Raw genomic sequence first — 18,735 nt, 5'->3', positions numbered from 1 at the left:
CTTGATCAACAACGTCGATCATCTTTTCAGGCGGATGCCGCGCGGGCCTCGGCCGAGGCGGCCCACTCGGCGTCGGCCGCCTGCTTGAGGGCCAGACCGTGCTCGCCGTCGTACCGGACGAACTTGGGCAGGACCGCCGCCAGCGCGACACTGCCGGCCACACAGAGCGCGCCGCCGACCCAGATCGAGCCGCCGACGCCCAGTGACGTACGGGCCATCAGGCCGGACCGCAGCTGCCCAAGCAGTGGTCCGGTGGTGTACGACAGCATCTCGATCCCGGCCAGGCGTCCGCGCAGGTGGTCGGGGATCGTCTGGTTCCAGATGATCATGCGGAACAGGCCCGAGACCATGTCCGCCGCGCCCGCGAAGGCCAGGCAGAACAGGGTCAGCCAGAGCATGTGGGACAGGCCGACGCCGACGATGCCCACGCCCCAGAACGCGGCCGCGATGATCACCATGAGGCCGTGCCGGTGCACCCGCTCGGTCCACCCGGAGCCGACCGTGGCCAGCATCGACCCGACCGCCGGGGCGGCGTAGAGCAGGCCCAGCACCTCGGGGCCGCCGAGCCGGTCGGCCAGGAACGGGTAGAGCGCGGACGGCATGCCGAAGAACATCGCGTTGATGTCGACCAGGTACGTGCCGAGCAGTTCGGGGCGGGACTTCGCGTACTTCAGGCCGGTGACCACGCTCCTCAGCGACGGGCGGTCGGCCTCCGGGGGTGGCGGCACGGCCTTGACCATGGTCAGCAGGACCAGCGAGACCGCGAACGTGAGCAGGTCGAACGTGTAGACCCAGGCCAGGTCGAGCGTGGCGATCAGGATGCCGGCCAGGGACGGGCCGATCAGCTGGGAGAACTGCATGCTCAATGACTTGAGGGCCATCGCCGCCGGCAGTTCCTCGGGTTTCACCAGCCGGGGCAGCATCGCGCCCATGGCCGGCTGTTGCAGGCCGGCGAACGCGGCGGTGAGGAACGCGCAGACGTAGAGCAGCCACAGGTGCGGCTCGTCGGAGAGCGAGTTGATCAGCAGGAGTCCGCAGATCAGCGCGAGCGCCGCCTCGCTGCCCCGGACCAGCAGCCGCCGGTCCACGTAGTCGGCCAGCGCGCCGCCGACGAACGCCATGATCAGGATCGGGGCGAGCTCGCAGACACCGATCAGGCCGACCATCAGCGGGTCGTCGGTCAGCTTGGCCACCTGGTACGGAATGGTGACGTAGCTGATGAACGACCCGAAACTGGTCACCGCGCCGCTGAGGAAGACGAGCCGGAAATCCCGGGAGGTGCGTAACGGGGTGAGATCCACGCTCAAGCGGCGTTTGCGGTCAGCCATGATCGGCCATCCTGCCGAATCGGGTTACTTCATCACCAGGCGACCCGTTGTGTTGAAGGTCTCCAGGTCGGCCAGCGCCTCGTCGATCACGAACGATTTCCCGCCGGGCAGGTCGTCCAGCGGGAACCAGCCGGCGTCCACGCTCTCATCGGTGACCCGGACAAGTTCGCCCTCCCAGGTGTGCACGATGAACGTCATCAGCACCTGCTGGTACGTGTGCCCGTAGTCGTTGGTGTACGTGTACGCCGTGTAGAACGCGTACGGCGTCAGGGAGGTGGCCCGCAGCCCGGTCTCCTCCCACAGCTCCCGGATGGCGCACTCCTCCAGGCTCTCGCCCAGCTCCATCGCCCCGGCCGGGATGGCCCAGCGGTGATTGTCCGAGCGCTGGATCAGCAGCAGCCGGCCCTGCTCGTCGAAGACCACGGCGCGCGCGCCGACGAAGAAGATCGTGTCGGTGTCGCCGACACTCGCGCGCACCTTGCCCAGGTACGACTCAGCCCATGTCAATGCCACGGGTGAAGACTACTTACGCTGACTTCTTCGCGGCCTTCGTCGCGCGGGGCGTGGCTTTTTTCGCCGGGGTGGCCTTCTTCACGGCCTTCTTGGCCGGTTTTGCTTCGGCCTCCGCCTCGCCCCGGGCCTTCTTGGCCCGCTCGACCGACGCCTTCAGGGCCGCCATCAGGTCGACCGCGGCCGGCGCGGCCTCCTCGGCCTCCTCCGGCTGGACCACTTCGCGGCCCTCCACCTTGGCGTCGATGACCTCCTGCAGTGCCGCCCGGTAGTTGTCGGTGAACTCGTCCGGCTGGAAGTCCCCGGCCATCGAGTCGATGAGCGAGCTCGCCATGGCCAGCTCGGCCGGCCGGGTCTCGATGTCGTCGTCGAGGAAGCCGAACTCGGGGACGCGGACCTCGTCGGGCCAGAGCATGGTGTTGAGGACCAGCACGTCGTCGCGGACGCGGAGAGTGGCCAGCTGCTCGCGCTGGCGGATGGCGATCTTGACGATGGCCACCCGGTCGGCGTCCCGCAGGGCGTCGCGGAGCAGCACGTACGGCTTCGCCGCCTGCCCGTCCGGCTCCAGGTAGTACGCCTTGGCGAACAGGATCGGGTCGATCTGCTCGGCCGGCACGAATTCCAGGACGTCAATGGCTCGGGACGTGCTCAACGGGAGCTCGGAGAAATCCTCATCGGTCAAGATCACCATTTCTCCGCCGCCGATGTCATACCCCTTGGCGATGTCGTCGAAGCTGACCACCTCGCCGTCGACCGAGCAGGTGCGCTGGTACTTGATCCGGCCCCCGTCGGTGCGATGGACCTGGTGAAAGCGGATGTCCTTCTCCTCGGTGGCGGAGAACAGACGTACGGCGATCGACACCAGACCGAACGAGACCGCACCTTTCCAGATCGCTCGCATGATCAACTCCAAAGACCGGTTGACGGCACCTGATCAGGATGGCATTACTGAGACACCTGCGTAAGGTGAATGCTTTTGCCTATGGTGATCGGGTGACGGGAACTCCGTTGTCCCCGATGCTCGCGACCGCGGGCCAGCTGCCCATGGGCGCGGACTGGAGTTACGAGTTCAAGTGGGACGGGGTTCGCGTTCTCGCACTGTTCAGCGGGGGCGCGCCGGAGCTGTTCGCGCGTTCCGGGGCGGTGGTCACCGCGGCCTACCCGGAGATCGCCGACCTGCACCTGCCCGAGGGGACCCTGCTCGACGGGGAGATGGTCTGCTTCGACGCGGACGGGCGGCCCTCGTTCACCGCCCTCGCGGAGCGCATGCACGTACGGGACAAAAAGCGCGCCGCCCGCCTGGCCGCCGCTCTGCCGGCCACCTATCTCATCTTCGACCTGCTCTTTCTCGACGGTATGGACTACACCGGCCTGCCCTACCTGGCCCGCCGCGAGCGTCTGGAGGATCTCGATCTGGCCGGCCCGCGCTGGATGGTGCCGCCCTCGTTCGGCGACGGCGCGGCGACCGCGGCGGCCGCCCGGGAGAACCGGTTGGAGGGCGTGATGGCCAAGCGCTCGGACTCGGTCTACCTGCCCGGGAGCCGCTCGTCCGACTGGGTCAAGGTCAAGTTCGACCGGACCGGCGACTACGTGATCGGCGGCTGGCGTCCGGGCGTCCGCAAGCTGGGCGGGATGCTCATCGGCGTGCCGACCCCGGACGGACTCGCCTTCCGCGGCCGGGTCGGCGGCGGCATCGGCGCGGCGGCCGAAAAAGATCTGCTCTCGCGGCTGGCGCCGCTCGCCACTCAGGAGTCGCCGTTCGCTCCCGGCGCGGTGCCCCGAGAGGATGCCAAAAACGCCAATTGGGTACGGCCTGAGCTGGTCGCCGAGATCCGATACGGCAACCGGACACCCGACCGCCGGCTCCGCTTCCCGAGGTTCCTCCGGCTCCGCGAGGACAAGAAGCCGGAAGAGTGCACCGACGATGCCTGACCGATTCGTGGTGCACCTGGAGGGCCGGGATCTGGAGCTGTCCAACCTGGACAAGCTGATGTTCCCGGCGGCCGGGTTCACCAAGGGCGAGGTGATCGACTACTACACCCGGATCGCCCCGGTCCTGCTGCCGCACCTGCGCGACCGCCCGGTGACCCGGATCCGCTTCCCCAACGGCGTCGAGGGCGTGCATTTCTTCGAGAAGAACAAGCCGGGGGGCACGCCGGACTGGGTGCGCCGGGAGACCCTGCCCGTGCCCGGTTCCACCAAGAGCCGGGAGACCATCGACTTCGTGGTCGTCGACGAGCTGCCCACCCTCGTCTGGCTGGCCAACCTCGCCGCGATCGAGTTGCACACCCCGCAGTGGCGGATCGGGGCCGACCCGGACATGCTCGTCGTCGACCTGGACCCGGGCGCGCCGGCCGGGCTGCGGGAGTGCTGCGCGGTGGCCGTGCTGATGCGCGATCGGCTGGCCGAGGACGGGATCACCGCGTACCCGAAGACCTCGGGCAAGAAAGGGATGCAGCTCTGCTGCCCGATCGCCGGGACGCAGGACGCGTTCGTGGTGGCCGGGTACGCCAAGCGGGTCGCGGAGGAGCTGGCCCGCCTGGTGCCGGGCTCGATCACGGCGAAGATGGCCAAGCAGCTGCGCCCGGGCAAGATCTTCATCGACTGGAGTCAGAACAACGCGGCCAAGACCACGGTGACGCCGTATTCGCTGCGAGCGGGCTCGTCGCCGACCGCCTCGACGCCACTGACCTGGGACGAGACCGAGGCGATGGCCACCGGGGACGCCGAGGCCCGCCAGTTCGCCGCCGCCGAGGTCCTGGAGCGCGCCGAACAGCACGGCGACCTCTTGGCTGACCTGCGCTTACCGGGCCCGGCGGTGCCAACTTCATGATCGACAACTGGTGGCCGGGCGCGTAGCTTGCTCACGTGCGTGCTTCCCGGCGGATCGCCGCGGCGATCGTCGTCCCGATCCTGTTGATCAACCCGGCCACCCCGGCTCTGGCCGACGAGCCGGCCGGCACCACCGCGCCGGAGCTCTACTTCACCGGACTCACCCCGCATCAGCCCCTCGGCCGGCATGTGTACTTCAAGCCCGTCTTCAGCGATGACGTCGTGCGGGTGAGCACCGAGGTGGACGGCCACCTCGACTTCGTCAACGCGACGGTGGCCCGGAGCCGTGGCGTTCCGGTGAACCTGGACACGACGCCGGACGACACGGATGTCGACGTCACCGTGCGGGTCTACGACGCGACGCAGCACTATGCCGAGCTGACCACCACGGTGCACACCGAGTACACGGCGCCGACGGCGACGATCGCGCCCGCCGATTACACGCTGCTGCACGGCATGGCCACGATCACCGCCTCCGACCTGCCGGACGACGTGGCCGCGGTCGTGCTGCGGCAGGGCCACGAGATCAGCCGGGCCACGGCCGCGCCGTGGGAGCTGACCTGGGACACCACGACGGCCACGAGGCCGGCCACCGGCAGCACCTCGGTGATGATCGACGTCATCGACCGGGCCGGCAACACCACGACCTACCAGCGCTACTACCGCATCGACGACGAGGGTCCGGAGGTCTTTCCCGAGCTGAGCCCGCCGAATGTGGTGAGCGCCGGTAACTTCTGGTTCCAGCCGGTGCTGGCCGACGAGTCCGGGGTCGATCACGTCGAGTTCTGGATCGACGGAGCCCTGCGATCGACAAGCACCGCGGGGTTCCGGTACGACTTCGGCCAGGTGTCGCGCCGGACGACGATCGAGGTCCGGGCCCGGGACGTCAACGGTTACGCCTCGACGACCGACGTCCCGGTCACCGTCGACGCCGACGGGCCGACGGTCACGTCGATCACGCCGGGTAGCAACGCGCTGGTCCGCGGCAAGTACGTCACCAGCGTCCTCAGCGCGACCGACATATCCGGAATTCAGTTCGCCTTCCCGGTCAACGGGGAGACGATCTCGGGCTACCGGGCGCCCTACACCGGGCGGTTCCCGCTGGGTAAGGACGGCAAGTTCACGCTGGAATGGTCGGCGACCGACCTCTGGATGCATACGACCTTCGTGCGGCGCACGGTGATCGTGGACAACACCCGGCCCACCCTGAAGATCACCTCGGGGCCGAGGAGCGGCGCGAAAGTGCGGGGCACCGTGCGGATCGGGGCTTCGGCCGCGGACCGGAACGGGGTCGCGCGGGTGCAGTTGCTGATCAACGGGAAGCTGGTCGCGACCGACTCCCGAGCCGGTTACGCGTTCTCGTTCAACTCCGCGAAGTACGGAAAGACGATCAAAATCCAGCTTCGCGCGTACGACCGAGCCGGCAACTACGTCTACACCAGCGCTCGCACGATCCGCCGCTGACCGAGCAAACGACCGCCCCGGGCCCGGTGCTCGGGGCGGTGCTGTTTTCGGGGCGGCTCACTCCCGTACGCGAATCAGGTCTTTGAATTTTTGTACCTTGCGTCGCAAGGTACTCTGTCGTGCATGGCAGAGGGAGCGCAGTTGGCCTCCGGGCTCCGCCGCGGGACTTTGGAGTTCTGTGTGCTCGCGATGGTGGAGTTCGAGGATCGCTACGGCACCGAGGTCGTCCGGCGGCTGGCCGAGGAGCAGACGCTCGCGGCGACCGAGGGCACGATCTATCCACTGCTGTCCCGGTTGCGCCGGGGCGGCATGTTGGACAGCAAATGGGCGGAGTCGCCGAACGGCCCGCCCCGGCGCTACTACAGCCTCACTCCGGCCGGGCGGTCCGCGCTCGCGCATTTCCGCGCCGAGTGGGTGTCGTTCCGTCAGACCGTCGACCGTCTCGTGGGAACCGGTGAGATCGCATGAAGCCCAACCAGCCCGACCTGGTCGGTGAGTACCTGCACGAGGTTGACCTGCGCCTGAGCGGCCTGCCGCTGCTGCAGCGCCGGGAACTGCTGGCCGATCTGGCCGCGCACATCGCGACTGAGCGGACCGATCGGAACGTGCAGAGCGAAGCCGAGCTGATCGAGATCCTCGAACGGCTGGGCAGCCCGGAGGTGGTGGCCGCGGCGGCCTACGAGGAGGCCGGGGCGCCGCGGATGGCCGCGACCGCCCCGCCGCCGTTCATCTCCACGCCGCCGCCGTTCGTGGTCCCGCCCACGCCGAGCCGGCCCGGGCCGCCGAAGTGGATCTTCGCGGTGCTGGCGGCCGTCGGCGTGGTGCTGGTGCTGTGCCTGGGCTCGGCCCTCATGGTGAGCCGGGGCACCAGCACACCGCCGGAACCCGCGACCGTGGAGTTCGCGACGCCCAACCCGCCCGACGCGCCGCAAACCCCCTGATCAACGGCGCTGCCCTAGTCGACCTGGGGCAGCGGCGGGCCGAGCACGTCGTCCGCGTCCACGATCTTGTACGCGTACCCCTGCTCGGCCAGGAACCGCTGCCGGTGCGCGGCGTACTCGGTGTCGATGGTGTCCCGGGACACCACGGTGTAGAAGTGCGCCTGCCGCCCGTCGCCCTTGGGGCGCAGCACCCGCCCGAGCCGCTGCGCCTCCTCCTGCCGCGAGCCGAACGTGCCCGAGACCTGGATCGCCACCGCTGCCTCGGGCAGGTCGATGGAGAAGTTGCCGACCTTGGACAGCACGAGCGTGCGCAGCTCACCGGCGCGGAACGCATCGAACAGGCGCTCACGCTCCTTGTTCGTGGTCGAGCCCTCGACGATCGGGGCGTCCAGGTACTCACCCAGGGTGTGCAGCTGATCGAGGAAGCCGCCGATGACCAGCACCTGCTCGGTCGGATGCTTCTCCACCAGCGCTTTCACCACCGGCAATTTGGTACGGGCGGTGGCCGCCGACTTGTAGCGCTCCTCGGCGTCGGTCACCGCGTACGCCATCCGTTCCGCCTCGGTCAGCGTGACCCGCACCTCGACGCACTCGGCGGGCGCGATCCAGCCCTGCGCCTCGATGTCCTTCCACGGCGCGTCGTAGCGCTTCGGCCCGATCAGCGAGAACACGTCGCCCTCGCGCCCGTCCTCCCGGACCAGCGTCGCGGTCAGGCCGAGACGGCGGCGAGCCTGCAGGTCGGCGGTGAAGCGGAAGATCGGCGCCGGCAGCAGGTGCACCTCGTCGTAGATGACCAGGCCCCAGTCCCGCGCGCCGAACAGGTCCAGGTGCGTGAACGCGCCGCCGCGGCGGGACGTGAGCACCTGGTACGTCGCGATGGTGACCGGCCGGATCTCCTTGCGCTCGCCGCTGTACTCCCCGATCTCGTCCTCGGTCAGCGACGTGCGCGCGATCAGCTCCCGCTTCCACTGCCGGCCGGCCACCGTGTTCGTGACCAGGATCAGCGTGGTCGCCTTGGCGGTGGCCATCGCGGCCGCGCCGACCAGCGTCTTCCCCGCACCACAGGGCAGCACGACGACGCCGGAGCCGCCGGCCCAGAAGCCGTCGACCGCCTCCTGCTGGTACGACCGCAGGGTCCAGCCGTCCTCGGCCAGGTCGATCTGATGGGCCTCGCCGTCCACATACCCGGCCAGGTCCTCGGCCGGCCAGCCGAGCTTGAGCAGGGCCTGCTTGAGCCGGCCGCGCTCGGAGCCGTGGACCAGGATGGTCTCGTCGTCGACCTTGGCGCCGAGCATCCCGGCCAGCTTCTTCGACTTCGACACCTCGAGCAGCACGATCTTGTCGAGCCCCCGCAGGACCAGCCCGTGCACCGGGTCGTTGAGCAGCTGCAGCCGGCCGTACCGATCCATCGTCTCGGCGATGTCGACCAGCAGCGCGTGCGGCACCGGGTAGCGCGAGAACTTGAGCAGGGCGTCGACCACGCTCTCCGCGTCGTGGCCGGCGGCCCGCGAGTTCCACAACCCGAGCGGGGTCAGACGGTACGTGTGCACGTGCTCGGGCGACCGCTCAAGCTCGGCGAACGGCGCGATCGCCATCCGGCAGGCCTGTGCGTCCGGGTGATCGACTTCGAGGAGGAGGGTCTTGTCCGACTGCACGATCAGTGGTCCGTTGGTCACGCGTATGTCCTTCACCGAAGGAGAAAAGCCAACCATTCAGTGTGCCACGGAACTCGGGTGCAACATTTCGGCGGCCGCGTGCGTGTACCTATTCGGCCGGGTCGTGACGCGACGGGGGCGTACACGGCCCGGCCAGAAATTCACTCCTCGGTGACGGCGGCCGTGATCCGGTGCAGCGCGAACGTGTGCAGGCTCTCGCCGCGCTCGTCCTCGGCCCGCAGGTAGCCGGCGCTCAGCGAGACCGGCCGGACCAGCCGGGACAGCGTCGCGCCGTGCGAGTCCACGTACCCCACCCAGACCTTGGCCCGGTCCCGGACCGCCTGCTGCAGCACCGCCATCGCCTGGCTGTGCTGCTGCACCGCGGTCAGCCCGGGCACCGCCTGCCCCTGCGCGGCCCGCACGGTCACCGGCGCCCGCCGGGCCGCCCGGGTCGCCACGTCACCGCGGCGCAGCTGCTCGACCACGCCGGCCAGACGCGGGCCGAACAGGGTCGGCGGGCCGGCCGGCTCGGCGATCCGCGGCGTCCGGGACGGCGCCCGACGAGCCTTGGGCCGGGTCAGCACCGCGGCGCCGCCCGCATCCTCGGCGACCGGGGCGAAACCGGCCTCGCGCAGCGCGCCCAGCAGCCGGGCCACCGGGCGCGGGCTGACCAGCACGGTCGGCGCGATCCGGCGCAGGTCCAGGGTGATCAGCCGTTTCTCGCTGAGCACCTCGGCGATCAGCGCCTCGTCGTCGCTGCGCAGGTACGACCCGGCCGAGCCGCTGCGCAGCCCGCCGTGCTTGCGGGCGGTGTCGTCGATCAGATATTCCAGCGTCTGCGGCACCGGCGTGCGGGACCGGCGGCGGAACAGGGCGTGCAGCTCGGTCGCGGTGTAACCGACGTCCAGCGCGCGCCGCACGCTGGCCGGGGTGACCCGGAAGACGCTGGCCCCGCCGACCGACTCCGGCTCGGCGATCACGTCCAACTCGCCGGCCAGCTCCGGCTCGGGCGGGCCGGGCACGATCACGGTCAGATCGGCCTGGACCAGGATGTGGTCGACCGGGGCGGGCAGCAGCACGTCCAGGGCCCGGACGGCGTCGGCCGGGGTCTCCTCGGGGTGCAGGCCCAGCGGATCGCTCTCGGTCACCTCCGGGTCGGTGAGCAGCAGCCGCGCGTACGACGTGACCGCCCCCAGCCCGGTGATCCCGAGCAGGGCCGCCCCCGCGTAACCGTCCCGATGCCCGAGCTCGCGCCCGCGGGCCCGCCGCGGCGCCTGCCAGGACAGCAGCGCCAGCAGATCGTCGACGGTGGGTGCCGCGCCCGGCTCCAGCTCGGCCAGCGCGTCCAGGGCCTCCCGCCGGGCCTGCGGGGCTCCGGCCCGCTCGGCGTCCGGGGCGAGCGCGTTGATCGGCCGGTCCCGCTCGTCCCGCTTGCCGACCAGGCCGGGCTGGCGGGTCATGATCAGCCAGGCGCGGGCCAGGGCGGTCCAGCGGTGGGCCATGCCGGCCGCGCGCCACAGGTCGTACGCCCCGGTGGGCAGGAAGATGTCCTGCACCGCGCCCGGTGCCCGGTGCACCGACGTCTCGGACTCGCCGAGCAGGCCGGCCGTGTAGGCCACCTCGATCATCAGGGCCGCGCCGGCCTCGTCCAGACCGGCGGCCTTGGCCAGCCGCTTGAGGTCGCGCACGCCCAGCCCGCCGGTCTTCAGCATCGGCGCGGGCTCGGCCGCGAGCGCCTCCAGCACCGCCTCGGCCGCCCGGACCGCCTCCATGGTCTGCCCGGCCCCGGCCGAGTCGACCGCCTTCATGTCCCGGACGGTCGCGTCCGGGATCGGCGGGAACGGCCGCAGCGCGCCCAGCGGCCCGGAGTCCCGCCGCAGCAGCAGCCCGACCTCGCGCGGCAGCTCGACCAGCTCGCCGTCGGCCCGCGGGGCCCGGCCGGCCTCCGAGATCGGCACCAGGACGTGCTCGTCGACCAGCCAGCGGATCGGCTCGGCGACCTCACCGGCGTTCCTGTTCAGCGAGCCGACCGGCGGCCCGGCGGCCAGCCGGTCCAGCACCGCGCGGGCGCCCGGCGGCGCGGCCAGCACGGTGCGGCGCAGCCGGGCCCGGTCGGCGACCAGGGTGGCGGCGTACGGGTCCAGGTAGTCGGCCGGACGACCCAGCCCGGCCGGGTACGGCGACGTGACCTCGTCGACCGCGCTCACCACCTGCAGCGCCTCCGGCGGGCCGTGCAGCAGGAAACGTACGCGGAGGCGGTCGACCGCGACCCGGACGTCCTCCTCGGCCACCCCGGTGGCCAGGGCCACGATGGCGTCCACGGAGGTCAGGGCGGTGTCAGCCGCCCGGGTGACCCGGGCCGCGTCGAGGATCGTGAGGGTGAACTCGTCCAGCCCGTCCAGACAGCGGGCGACCGAGCCGCGCGACTGCGCGCGGACAGCCAGTGCCGAGATGTCGGCAGGGACCGGGACGACGAGGTCAGGGCGCAGCTGAAGGAGCCCGCCCAGTGCCTCGTCGGGCAGCGACCGGAGTTGATCCGCAAATGTGGTGGCCATCGTCTTCAACGCTAACGTTCATGGGACGATGGTGACGGGTCCGGGCGTGGCCGGACCTCGATCAGAGGAGGACCGAACGTGGCGTCGAAGGCCAAGAACCAGGAGAGCCCGGCTCTGAAGGGGCACCTCCAGGTGTCCGAGCTGGTCTCTGACCGGGCCGCCGCCCCGTCGCCGTTCGGCGACGACCAGACCTTCCCGCTGCCGATCGAGCGGCTGCGGCACCTGCCGGAGTCGCAGAAGCATTGATTCCAGCAGTCGGGTTCGACCTGGACATGACCCTGATCGACTCCCGGCCGGGCATCCGGGCGGCCTACCGGGCGCTGACCGAGCGGACCGGCGTCTTCGTCGACGCCGACCTGGTCGTCACCCGGCTCGGCCCGCCGCTGCGGACCGAGCTGAGCCACTGGTTCCCGGCCGAGGACGTCGAGGCGGCGGTCACCACCTACCGGGGTCTCTACCCGGAGTTCGCGATCAAGCCGTCCGTCCCGACCGCGGGCGCCGTCGAGGCGCTGGCCGCGGTCCGTTCGGCCGGGCTGCGCGTCGTCGTGGTCACCTCGAAACTGGGCCGGTTGGCGCGCTTGCACCTCGACCATCTGGGTATGCGGTTCGACGAGCTGGCCGGTGATCTCTTCGCCGAGGGCAAGGCATCAGCGCTGGTGGAGCACGGTGTGCGGTGGTACGTCGGCGACCACGTGGCCGACATGACGGCCGCGCGCACGGCCGGGGTGCCGGGGATCGGCGTGGCCACGGGACCGTGCTCGGAGCCGGAGCTCCGGGCGGCCGGGGCCACGTACGTACTGTCCGACTTGACGGCCTTCCCGGCCCTGCTGGATGAGATTGCAGTTGGGTCGGAGCCCTGGCGCTAGATAGGCTCCCCGTGAGCAGTTGTGTCCATTGAGTGAAGTTGAGGTCAGCGGTGCCCACGGGTCGAGTGAAGTGGTACGACGCGACGAAGGGATTCGGATTCGTCACCAGTGATGAGGGCGGAGACGTGTTCCTGCCCAAGGGTGCGCTGCCGGCGGGGGTCACCGACCTGAAAACGGGCCAGCGGATCGAGTTCGGGGTGGTCGACAGTCGCAAGGGCGCCCAGGCGCTCGGCGTGAAGCTCCTGGACGCTCCGCCGTCGCTGGCGGCTCGGGATGCCGAGGCGCGCCGCCGGCCCGCGGAGGAGACGGCCAGCATGATCGAAGACATGATCAAAGTGCTGGAGAACACTGTCCAGCCGACTCTCCAGCGCGGCCGTTACCCCGAGAAGAAGGTCTCGCAGAAGATCGGCCAGTTGCTGCACGCCATCGCCGACGAGTTCGAAAAGGGTTAGCCGAGGCTCGGCACAGCAGGCGTGAGACCCGCCGCGGCCGCGCGTCCCAACAGGGCGTCGGCGGCGGCGAGTCCGTCTTTACCCAGGTCCAGGGTGAACTCGTTGACGTAGAGCTCGATGTGCTGCTTGACCACGGCCGGCTCCATCTCCTGCGCGTTGGCCAGGATGAAGTCCTGACTGGCGGCCGGGTCGAGCCAGCCCTTGCGCAGCGAGTCACGGATCCACTCGGTGGCCTGCCCGGGGTCGACCGTGCCCTTGCGGGCCAGGATCGCGCCGAGCGGGATCGGCAGGCCGGTGTCCGATTCCCACCACTCGCCGAGGTCGGCCAGGGCGGTCAGCCCATACCGCTGGTAGGTGAAGCGGGCCTCGTGGATGACCAGGCCGGCGTCCCAGGTCCCGTCGGCGACCCCGGGCATGATCTTGTGGAACGGAACCACCTCGATCTTGGCCGGCGGGTTCCCCTCGGACCAGAGGCGCATCAACAGGTACGCCGTGGTCCGGTCGCCGGGCACGGCCACGGTCGCGCCGGACAGGTCGGCCCGCTTGTCCCGGGTCAGCACCAGTGGCCCGCAGCCCCGCCCGAGCGCGCCGCCGCAGTGCAGCAGCTCGTACTTGTCGAGCAGCCAGGGCAGCGCCGCGTAACTCACCTTGACCAGGTCGAAATCGCCCCGCTCGGCGGCCGTGTTGGTCACGTCGACGTCCGCGAAGGTCAGGTCGACGGCGGGCGCGCCGGGGACCAGCCCGTGGATCAGGGCGTGGAAGACGAACGTGTCGTTGGGGCATGGGGAGACCGCGAGAGAGAGCGCCACATGCCCACGCTAGCTCTGCACCTCGGGGGACATCCGAATGGCCGCCCGTAAAAATATTCACATTCACCTCTGGTTTAACCAGGGTGTGATTTTCTACACTCCGCTTGTCGGATCATTTGATCTACCAAGGGGGTGCCCGTGCGTCGCAAGCTGCTCACGGGCGTCCTGGTGCTGGGCCTCGTCGGTGGGCTGTCCGCGCCCGCCGCCGCTGCCGAGACCTGGACGCCGGCCAACAACCTGGAGGGCGCATGCGTCACCCTGCAGGCCTTCAACGGAACCAGCTCGCTCGGCTACGTGTTCAAGGACTCGGTCGGCTACGGCTTCACCGGCACGGCGTCCAAGGCCGAACCGTTCCGCTTCGAGGCCACCCAGCTCGGCCGCTACCTGCTCCGCGACCACACCGGCGCCCCGCCGTACCAGAGCATGCTCGGCTGGATCTGGGCCGGCGACTCCTACGGTGATCGCGCCGACTGGACCGTAAGCAGCGGATCCTCCGGCAACTACAAGCTCGTCTCGACGTCGACCGGTCAGCAGATGGGTTCGTACCTCGGCGGTCTCGGCGCCGGAAGCGCGACCATGAAGCTCACCGCGGCCACCGGATGCGCCGCGATCCCGGACATCGCCACCGGCGTGAGCGGCACCCCGTCCCCGGCGGTCGACTCCAGCGGCAAGCTCGTCGGCTGGATCGACGCGCACGCGCACATCACCGCCGGCGAGGCGTTCGGCGGCTCGATGCACTGCGGTGACGCGTGGGCCTCGGGCGGTGCCCCGGTCGCGCTGGCCGGCTGTGCCTCGCACTCGACCCTGGGCTGGGGAGCGCTGCTGGAGGCGATCATCGCCGGCACCGACCCGATCAACTCGTCCGAGCAGGGCTGGCCGACGTTCACGGACTGGCCGCAGACCGACACCATGCTGCACGAGGCCTCGTACTTCCGCAGTCTGGAACGGGCCTGGCAGTCCGGCCAGCGGGTGCTCAACGTGCTGCTGGTGGCCAACCGGGTGATCTGCGACCTCACGCTGCAGCACACCTCGTGCGACGAGATGGACCAGATCCGCGCGCAGTCCACCTACCTGCGGAACATGCAGGACTACATCGACGCTCGCAGCGGCGGTCCCGGTCGCGGGTGGTTCCGCTTGGCGACAACCCCTTCCGAGGTACGGGCGATCGCCGCCCAGGGCAAACTCGCCGTCACCATCGGCGTGGAGAACTCGGAGATCTTCGGCTGCCGCGAGATCAAGGACGTCGCGCAGTGCACCACCGCCGACATCGACAAGGGGCTCGACGAGCTGCAGGCGATGGGCGTGAGCGGCTTCTACCCGGTGCACAAGTTCGACAACGCGTTCGGCGGCACCCGCTTCGACGAGGGCGTCACCGGCGCCGCGATCAACGTCGGCCAGCTGCTCTCCAGCGGCCACTGGTGGCAGGCGACCAGCTGCACCGGCCCGTCCGACAACGAGCAGCCGATCGTCAGCGACGACCTGGCCAAGCTGCTCAGCCTCGGCGTCGACCTGCCGGCCGGGACGATCCTGCCGGTCTACCCGAGCGGGAAGATCTGCAACGTCCGCGGGCTCACCGCGCTCGGTAAATACCTGGTCCAGAAGATGATGGACCGGGGCATGATCATCCACATCGACCACATGGGCGTGAAGACCGCGTCGGCGGTACTCGACCTGGCCGAGCAGCGCGGCTACGCCGGGGTCACCTCGGTGCACACCTGGGCCGACCGGGCCCTGGTCAACCGGGTGCTCGGGCTCGGCGGGTTCGTCGCCTCGTACGCCTTCGCGGCCACCGACGACGGCTCCGGCACCCCGACCTTCCTCGACGAGTGGCGGGCCAACAAGGCGCTGGCCAACGGCTCGAAGATCACCGGGTACGGCGTCGGCTCGGACGTCAACGGACTGGGCCCGCAGGCCGAGCCCCGCCTGACCGCCGCGTCCAGCCCGCTCACCTACCCGTTCACCGCGCTGAACGGGACGACCGTCACCAAGCAGGTCTGGGGGACACGTACGTTCGACCTGAACACCGACGGGGTCGCCCAGTACGGCCTCTACACCGACTGGATCACCGACCTGACCAACCAGGCCGGCTCGGACAAGGCGCTGCTCACCAAGCAACTGATGAGCGGGGCCGAGGCGTACGTGGAGATGTGGGAGAAAGCCCGCTCATGACCCTCACCGAGGCGCCGGTCCGTACGCGCTGGATGGTCGCCTACTCCCTGGCGATGATCGGGGTGGCGGCCGGCTGGTTCGGGCCGATCCAGATCCTGCTGCCCGAGCAGGCCGCGCGACTGGCCGGTGCCGACGGTAAGGAATCGCTGCTCGCCCTGGTCACCGCGATCGGGGCGGCGGCCTCCCTGCTGGCCAACCCGCTGTGGGGCGCGCTGTCGGACCGGCTCGGCTCCCGGCGGCCGATCTTCGTCGCCGGGACCGTGGTCGGCGTCGCCGGCCTGCTGGTCCTGTCCGTCGCCGACACCCGTGGCCCGATGATCGGCGGCTGGGTGCTGGTGCAGGTCGGGCTGAACGGCCCGCTGGCCGCGCTGGCCGCGATGATCGGGGACCGGGTGCCCGAGCGGCAACGCGGAACCGTCGGCGCGCTGTTCGGCGTCGCCCAGATCGTCGGCGTCGTGCTCGGGACCGCTCTGGCCGTCGCGGTCGGCCAGGGCACCCCTGGCTACATCGCGGTGGCGGTGGCCGTGCCCGCCCTCGGCGCGGCCCTGCTGCTGATCCACCGCGAACCGGCCCGGGTAGCCGAGAAGACGCGCATCACGCTGCGCTGGCCCGGCTCCCAGTTCGCCTGGGCCTGGCTGATCCGCTTCCTGCTCAACCTGGTCAACGCGCTCGTCCTCGTCTACCTCTTCTACTACCTGTCGGACGAGATCGGCGTGGCCGACGCGGCCACCTGGGTGCTCGTCCTCACCGTGGTGAACGTGCTGTTCGCGGGCATCTTCGGCTTCGCCGGCGGCGTGCTCTCGGACCGCTGGGAACGCCGGAAGATCTTCGTCGCGGTCGCCGCGGTGGTCCTCGCCGCCGGCACCGCACTGCTCGCCCTGGTCCCGGTCGTGGCCGTCGCCATCGCGGCGTCGGTGCTGGTCGGGGCCGGCTGGGGTGCGTACGTGGCGGTCGACATGGCGGTGATCACGCAGGTGCTGCCGGACGCCGAGACCCGCGCCACCATGCTCGGCGTCGCCAACATCGCCGGCACGCTGCCGCAGCTGCTCGCCCCCGTGATCGCCGCGCCGATCGTCACCCGGCTCGGCGGCTACCCCACGCTCTACCTGCTTACGGCCGCGATCGCGGTGCTCGCGCTGGTCTGTCTGCCCCGGCTCAAGGTTCTGTCCTGAAAGGATCATCCATGCGATTCCCACCCGGCTTCCGGTTCGGCATGGCGACGTCGGCCTTCCAGATCGAGGGCGCCTGGGACGCCGACGGCAAGGGCCCGAGCATCTGGGACACGTTCACGGCGCGGCCGGGCACGGTCCGGCACGGCGAGAACGCCCGGGTCGCCATCGATCACTACCACCGGTACGCCGAGGACGTCACGCACATCGCCGAGTCCGGGGTGCGCGACTACCGGTTCTCGATCTCCTGGCCGCGGGCGCTGGCCTCGCTGGACTTCTACGACCGGCTGGTCGACGAACTGCTCGCGGCCGGGGTCCGCCCGGTGCCCACGCTCTACCACTGGGACCTGCCGCAGGACCTGGAGGACAAGGGCGGCTGGCTGAACCGGGACACCGCGCACCGGCTGGCCGACTACGCCAGCGCCGTCGTGCTGCGCCTCGGCGACCGCGTCCGCGACTGGATCACCATGAACGAGGTGAACGTCCAGACCCTCTACGGGTACGCGTTGACCGACCATGCCCCGGCCCGCGGTCTCGGCCTTGAGGCGCTGCCGGTCGCGCACCACCAGCTGCTCGCCCACGGGCTGGCCGTGCAGGTGCTGCGCACCCACGACGCCGGCTCGATCGGGATCGCCAACCAGCACTTCCCGGTCTACCCGGCCAGTGACGACCCGGCCGACGCGTTCGCCGCCGAGATGTTCCGCGGCCTGACGAACTGGACGTTCTCCGACCCGATCCTGCTCGGCGACTACCCGGACGAGATGATCCGGGCCGGGGTCGGCACGACCGGCGCGCAACTGGACCGGGACCTGGAACTGATCGGGGCGCGGCTGGACTTCTACGGGGTCAACTTCTACGAGCCGACCGCGATCGAGGCGCCCCGCGAAGGCAAGGACTACACCGGGGTGCTGGAGGTCGACATCCCCGACGGGCTGCCGTTCTCGCCGGTGCCGGTCAAGAGCGACGAACGCACCGACTTCGGGTGGGCGATCGTGCCGTCCGCGCTGACCGAGATCTTGGTCGCGCTGCACGAACGCTATCCGGCCCTCCCGCCGATCATCGTCACCGAGAACGGCGCCTCGTTCCACGACGCGGGGCCCGGTGACGACGGGCGGATCCACGACCCGCGCCGGATCGCCTACCTGGACGCGCATCTGACCGCGGTGCGGGCGGCGATCGACTCCGGGGTGCGCGTGGACGGCTTCTACGTCTGGTCGGCCTTCGACAATTTCGAATGGGCGGCCGGATACGACGAGCGATTCGGACTCGTGCACGTGGACAAGGAGACGCTCGCGCGTACCCGAAAGGATTCCTGGTATTGGTACCGCGACCTGATCGCGGCCGATTCCGGCGCGGCTAAATCCTGAGCTGACCGACGAAGCTGTCGGCGAGGCGGGTCAGGCGTTCCGCCCGGCCCTCCTCGGCCCAGCCGTCCACCAGACTCAGCAGAGAACTGCCCTCGACGAGAATGATGAAATCGTCGATCACCGCGTCGTCGGCCACCGCCGGTCGAAGCTCGGCCAGCTCACGGGCCTCACGCAGGCAATTCATCAGATGCACGCGAATGGCCCGGTGCGATTCCCGCCGCGACTCGGCCAGCAGCGGATGCGACAGCGCGGCCCCGGCGAACGCCACATTCACGTGCGCGTCGGCCGCCCGCTCGTCGTCGATCGGCAACACCGCGTCGAGCGCGGCACGCAACGCGGCCAGCCCGTTCAGATCGCCACCGATGCGGAAAGCCCGCTCCACGATCCGGTCGTAGACCGCTTTCTGCGCGGCGACCAGAATGTCGTCCTTGCCGCCGAGAAAATGCGCGAGAACACTCAGCGAGCAGCCCGCCTCGTCGGCGATCGCCCTGGTCGTCGTGCCCTCGACACCCCGCGCCCGGACCACCCGCCAGGTGGCCGCCAGAAGCTCCGCCCGGCGAACGTCGCGATCGACCAGCCTCGGCACCCGCCAAGCGTACCGGCCGCACCTTTCCCGCG

Annotated in this window: 18 protein-coding genes; 11 read left to right on the top strand and 7 right to left on the bottom strand. The window is 70.3% G+C overall.

The features are described 5' to 3' along the window. Nucleotides 1-26: 26 nt before the first annotated feature. The 3 genes from ACSHV8_RS39585 to ACSHV8_RS39575 are packed head-to-tail and all read right to left on the bottom strand — an operon-like array spanning nt 27 to nt 2,739. A complete protein-coding gene (locus ACSHV8_RS39585; RefSeq protein WP_436524544.1) occupies nt 27-1,328 on the bottom strand; it encodes an MFS transporter in 1,302 nt (433 codons plus the stop codon). 24 nt (nt 1,329-1,352) lie between these two features. Beyond that, nucleotides 1,353-1,841: an NUDIX domain-containing protein gene (locus ACSHV8_RS39580; RefSeq protein ID WP_436524542.1), complete on the bottom strand. Its 489-nt coding sequence runs from the start codon at nt 1,839-1,841 to the stop codon at nt 1,353-1,355. A 13-nt stretch (nt 1,842-1,854) separates the two neighbouring features. Then, nucleotides 1,855-2,739 carry a Ku protein gene (locus ACSHV8_RS39575; RefSeq protein WP_436524540.1) on the bottom strand — a complete coding sequence of 295 codons (885 nt, stop codon included), beginning with the start codon at nt 2,737-2,739 and terminating at the stop codon, nt 1,855-1,857. 92 nt (nt 2,740-2,831) lie between these two features. Here ACSHV8_RS39575 and ligD (ACSHV8_RS39570) point away from each other — a divergent pair, with 92 nt between their 5' ends. From ligD (ACSHV8_RS39570) to ACSHV8_RS39550, 5 genes are all read left to right on the top strand, one after another. Continuing rightward, nucleotides 2,832-3,770, top strand: a complete 939-nt coding sequence (gene ligD, locus ACSHV8_RS39570; RefSeq protein ID WP_436524538.1) for a non-homologous end-joining DNA ligase — start codon at nt 2,832-2,834, stop codon at nt 3,768-3,770. Beyond that, complete coding sequence (ligD, locus tag ACSHV8_RS39565; RefSeq protein WP_436524536.1) at nt 3,763-4,671, top strand: non-homologous end-joining DNA ligase; 909 nt, start codon at nt 3,763-3,765, stop codon at nt 4,669-4,671. Before ligD (ACSHV8_RS39570) ends, ligD (ACSHV8_RS39565) begins: the two co-directional genes overlap by 8 nt. A gap of 35 nt (nt 4,672-4,706) precedes the next feature. After that, nucleotides 4,707-6,134, top strand: a complete 1,428-nt coding sequence (locus ACSHV8_RS39560; protein ID WP_436524534.1) for an Ig-like domain-containing protein — start codon at nt 4,707-4,709, stop codon at nt 6,132-6,134. Nucleotides 6,135-6,257: 123 nt separating this feature from the next. After that, nucleotides 6,258-6,602: a PadR family transcriptional regulator gene (locus ACSHV8_RS39555; protein WP_436524532.1), complete on the top strand. Its 345-nt coding sequence runs from the start codon at nt 6,258-6,260 to the stop codon at nt 6,600-6,602. Beyond that, nucleotides 6,599-7,075, top strand: a complete 477-nt coding sequence (locus tag ACSHV8_RS39550; protein ID WP_436524530.1) for an HAAS signaling domain-containing protein — start codon at nt 6,599-6,601, stop codon at nt 7,073-7,075. The genes ACSHV8_RS39555 and ACSHV8_RS39550 overlap by 4 nt, the downstream gene beginning before the upstream one ends. 14 nt (nt 7,076-7,089) lie before the next feature. Here the strand turns inward: ACSHV8_RS39550 and ACSHV8_RS39545 are convergent, their stop codons facing one another. Next, entirely contained in the window at nt 7,090-8,751 is a 1,662-nt protein-coding gene (locus tag ACSHV8_RS39545) for a DNA repair helicase XPB (RefSeq protein WP_436524528.1), read from the bottom strand. Nucleotides 8,752-8,891: 140 nt separating this feature from the next. Next, nucleotides 8,892-11,285, bottom strand: coding sequence for a helicase-associated domain-containing protein (locus ACSHV8_RS39540; RefSeq protein WP_436524526.1), 2,394 nt, complete (start codon nt 11,283-11,285; stop codon nt 8,892-8,894). 78 nt (nt 11,286-11,363) lie between these two features. Between ACSHV8_RS39540 and ACSHV8_RS39535 the strand changes: the two genes are divergently transcribed. From ACSHV8_RS39535 to ACSHV8_RS39525, 3 genes are read left to right on the top strand one after another with little or no spacing between them, the layout of a single operon-like run. Continuing rightward, on the top strand, nt 11,364-11,531 hold the full coding sequence (locus ACSHV8_RS39535) for a hypothetical protein (protein WP_436524524.1): 168 nt from the start codon (nt 11,364-11,366) through the stop codon (nt 11,529-11,531). Further along, the gene (locus tag ACSHV8_RS39530) at nt 11,528-12,151 is read left to right on the top strand and encodes an HAD family hydrolase (protein ID WP_436524522.1); all 624 of its coding nucleotides are present in this window, start codon (nt 11,528-11,530) and stop codon (nt 12,149-12,151) included. The genes ACSHV8_RS39535 and ACSHV8_RS39530 overlap by 4 nt, the downstream gene beginning before the upstream one ends. 50 nt (nt 12,152-12,201) lie before the next feature. Continuing rightward, a complete protein-coding gene (locus tag ACSHV8_RS39525) occupies nt 12,202-12,603 on the top strand; it encodes a cold-shock protein (protein ID WP_436537118.1) in 402 nt (133 codons plus the stop codon). On the opposite strand, the gene ACSHV8_RS39520 is transcribed toward ACSHV8_RS39525, so the two are convergent. Beyond that, on the bottom strand, nt 12,600-13,412 hold the full coding sequence (locus ACSHV8_RS39520; RefSeq protein WP_436524520.1) for a 1,4-dihydroxy-6-naphthoate synthase: 813 nt from the start codon (nt 13,410-13,412) through the stop codon (nt 12,600-12,602). The two genes, ACSHV8_RS39525 and ACSHV8_RS39520, sit on opposite strands and share 4 nt — an antisense overlap. A 138-nt stretch (nt 13,413-13,550) precedes the next feature. Here ACSHV8_RS39520 and ACSHV8_RS39515 point away from each other — a divergent pair, with 138 nt between their 5' ends. The 3 genes from ACSHV8_RS39515 to ACSHV8_RS39505 are packed head-to-tail and all read left to right on the top strand — an operon-like array spanning nt 13,551 to nt 18,117. Further along, nucleotides 13,551-15,581, top strand: coding sequence for a hypothetical protein (locus tag ACSHV8_RS39515; RefSeq protein WP_436524518.1), 2,031 nt, complete (start codon nt 13,551-13,553; stop codon nt 15,579-15,581). After that, the gene (locus ACSHV8_RS39510) at nt 15,578-16,753 is read left to right on the top strand and encodes an MFS transporter (RefSeq protein ID WP_436524516.1); all 1,176 of its coding nucleotides are present in this window, start codon (nt 15,578-15,580) and stop codon (nt 16,751-16,753) included. Before ACSHV8_RS39515 ends, ACSHV8_RS39510 begins: the two co-directional genes overlap by 4 nt. Nucleotides 16,754-16,764: 11 nt before the next feature. Continuing rightward, nucleotides 16,765-18,117: a GH1 family beta-glucosidase gene (locus tag ACSHV8_RS39505; protein ID WP_436524514.1), complete on the top strand. Its 1,353-nt coding sequence runs from the start codon at nt 16,765-16,767 to the stop codon at nt 18,115-18,117. Here ACSHV8_RS39505 and ACSHV8_RS39500 read toward each other — a convergent pair. After that, nucleotides 18,107-18,703, bottom strand: a complete 597-nt coding sequence (locus ACSHV8_RS39500; RefSeq protein WP_436524512.1) for a TetR/AcrR family transcriptional regulator — start codon at nt 18,701-18,703, stop codon at nt 18,107-18,109. The two genes, ACSHV8_RS39505 and ACSHV8_RS39500, sit on opposite strands and share 11 nt — an antisense overlap. Nucleotides 18,704-18,735: the final 32 nt, after the last annotated feature.

The organism is Actinoplanes sp. HUAS TT8, assembly GCF_051380535.1.
Classification (GTDB): Bacteria; Actinomycetota; Actinomycetes; order Mycobacteriales; family Micromonosporaceae; genus Actinoplanes.
The sequence above is the reverse complement of the archived record's forward strand: the minus strand, read 5'-3'. Positions and strand labels throughout refer to the sequence as shown.

What these genes read in the sequence shown, in the direction of transcription:
- ACSHV8_RS39550 (WP_436524530.1), top strand. Translation starts at nt 6,599, where the DNA reads ATGAAGCCCAACCAGCCCGACCTGGTCGGTGAGTACCTGCACGAGGTT.
- ACSHV8_RS39575 (WP_436524540.1), bottom strand. Translation starts at nt 2,739, where the DNA reads ATGCGAGCGATCTGGAAAGGTGCGGTCTCGTTCGGTCTGGTGTCGATC.
- ACSHV8_RS39510 (WP_436524516.1), top strand. Translation starts at nt 15,578, where the DNA reads ATGACCCTCACCGAGGCGCCGGTCCGTACGCGCTGGATGGTCGCCTAC.
- ligD (WP_436524536.1), top strand. Translation starts at nt 3,763, where the DNA reads ATGCCTGACCGATTCGTGGTGCACCTGGAGGGCCGGGATCTGGAGCTG.
- ACSHV8_RS39585 (WP_436524544.1), bottom strand. Translation starts at nt 1,328, where the DNA reads ATGGCTGACCGCAAACGCCGCTTGAGCGTGGATCTCACCCCGTTACGC.
- ACSHV8_RS39540 (WP_436524526.1), bottom strand. Translation starts at nt 11,285, where the DNA reads ATGGCCACCACATTTGCGGATCAACTCCGGTCGCTGCCCGACGAGGCA.
- ACSHV8_RS39555 (WP_436524532.1), top strand. Translation starts at nt 6,258, where the DNA reads ATGGCAGAGGGAGCGCAGTTGGCCTCCGGGCTCCGCCGCGGGACTTTG.
- ACSHV8_RS39505 (WP_436524514.1), top strand. Translation starts at nt 16,765, where the DNA reads ATGCGATTCCCACCCGGCTTCCGGTTCGGCATGGCGACGTCGGCCTTC.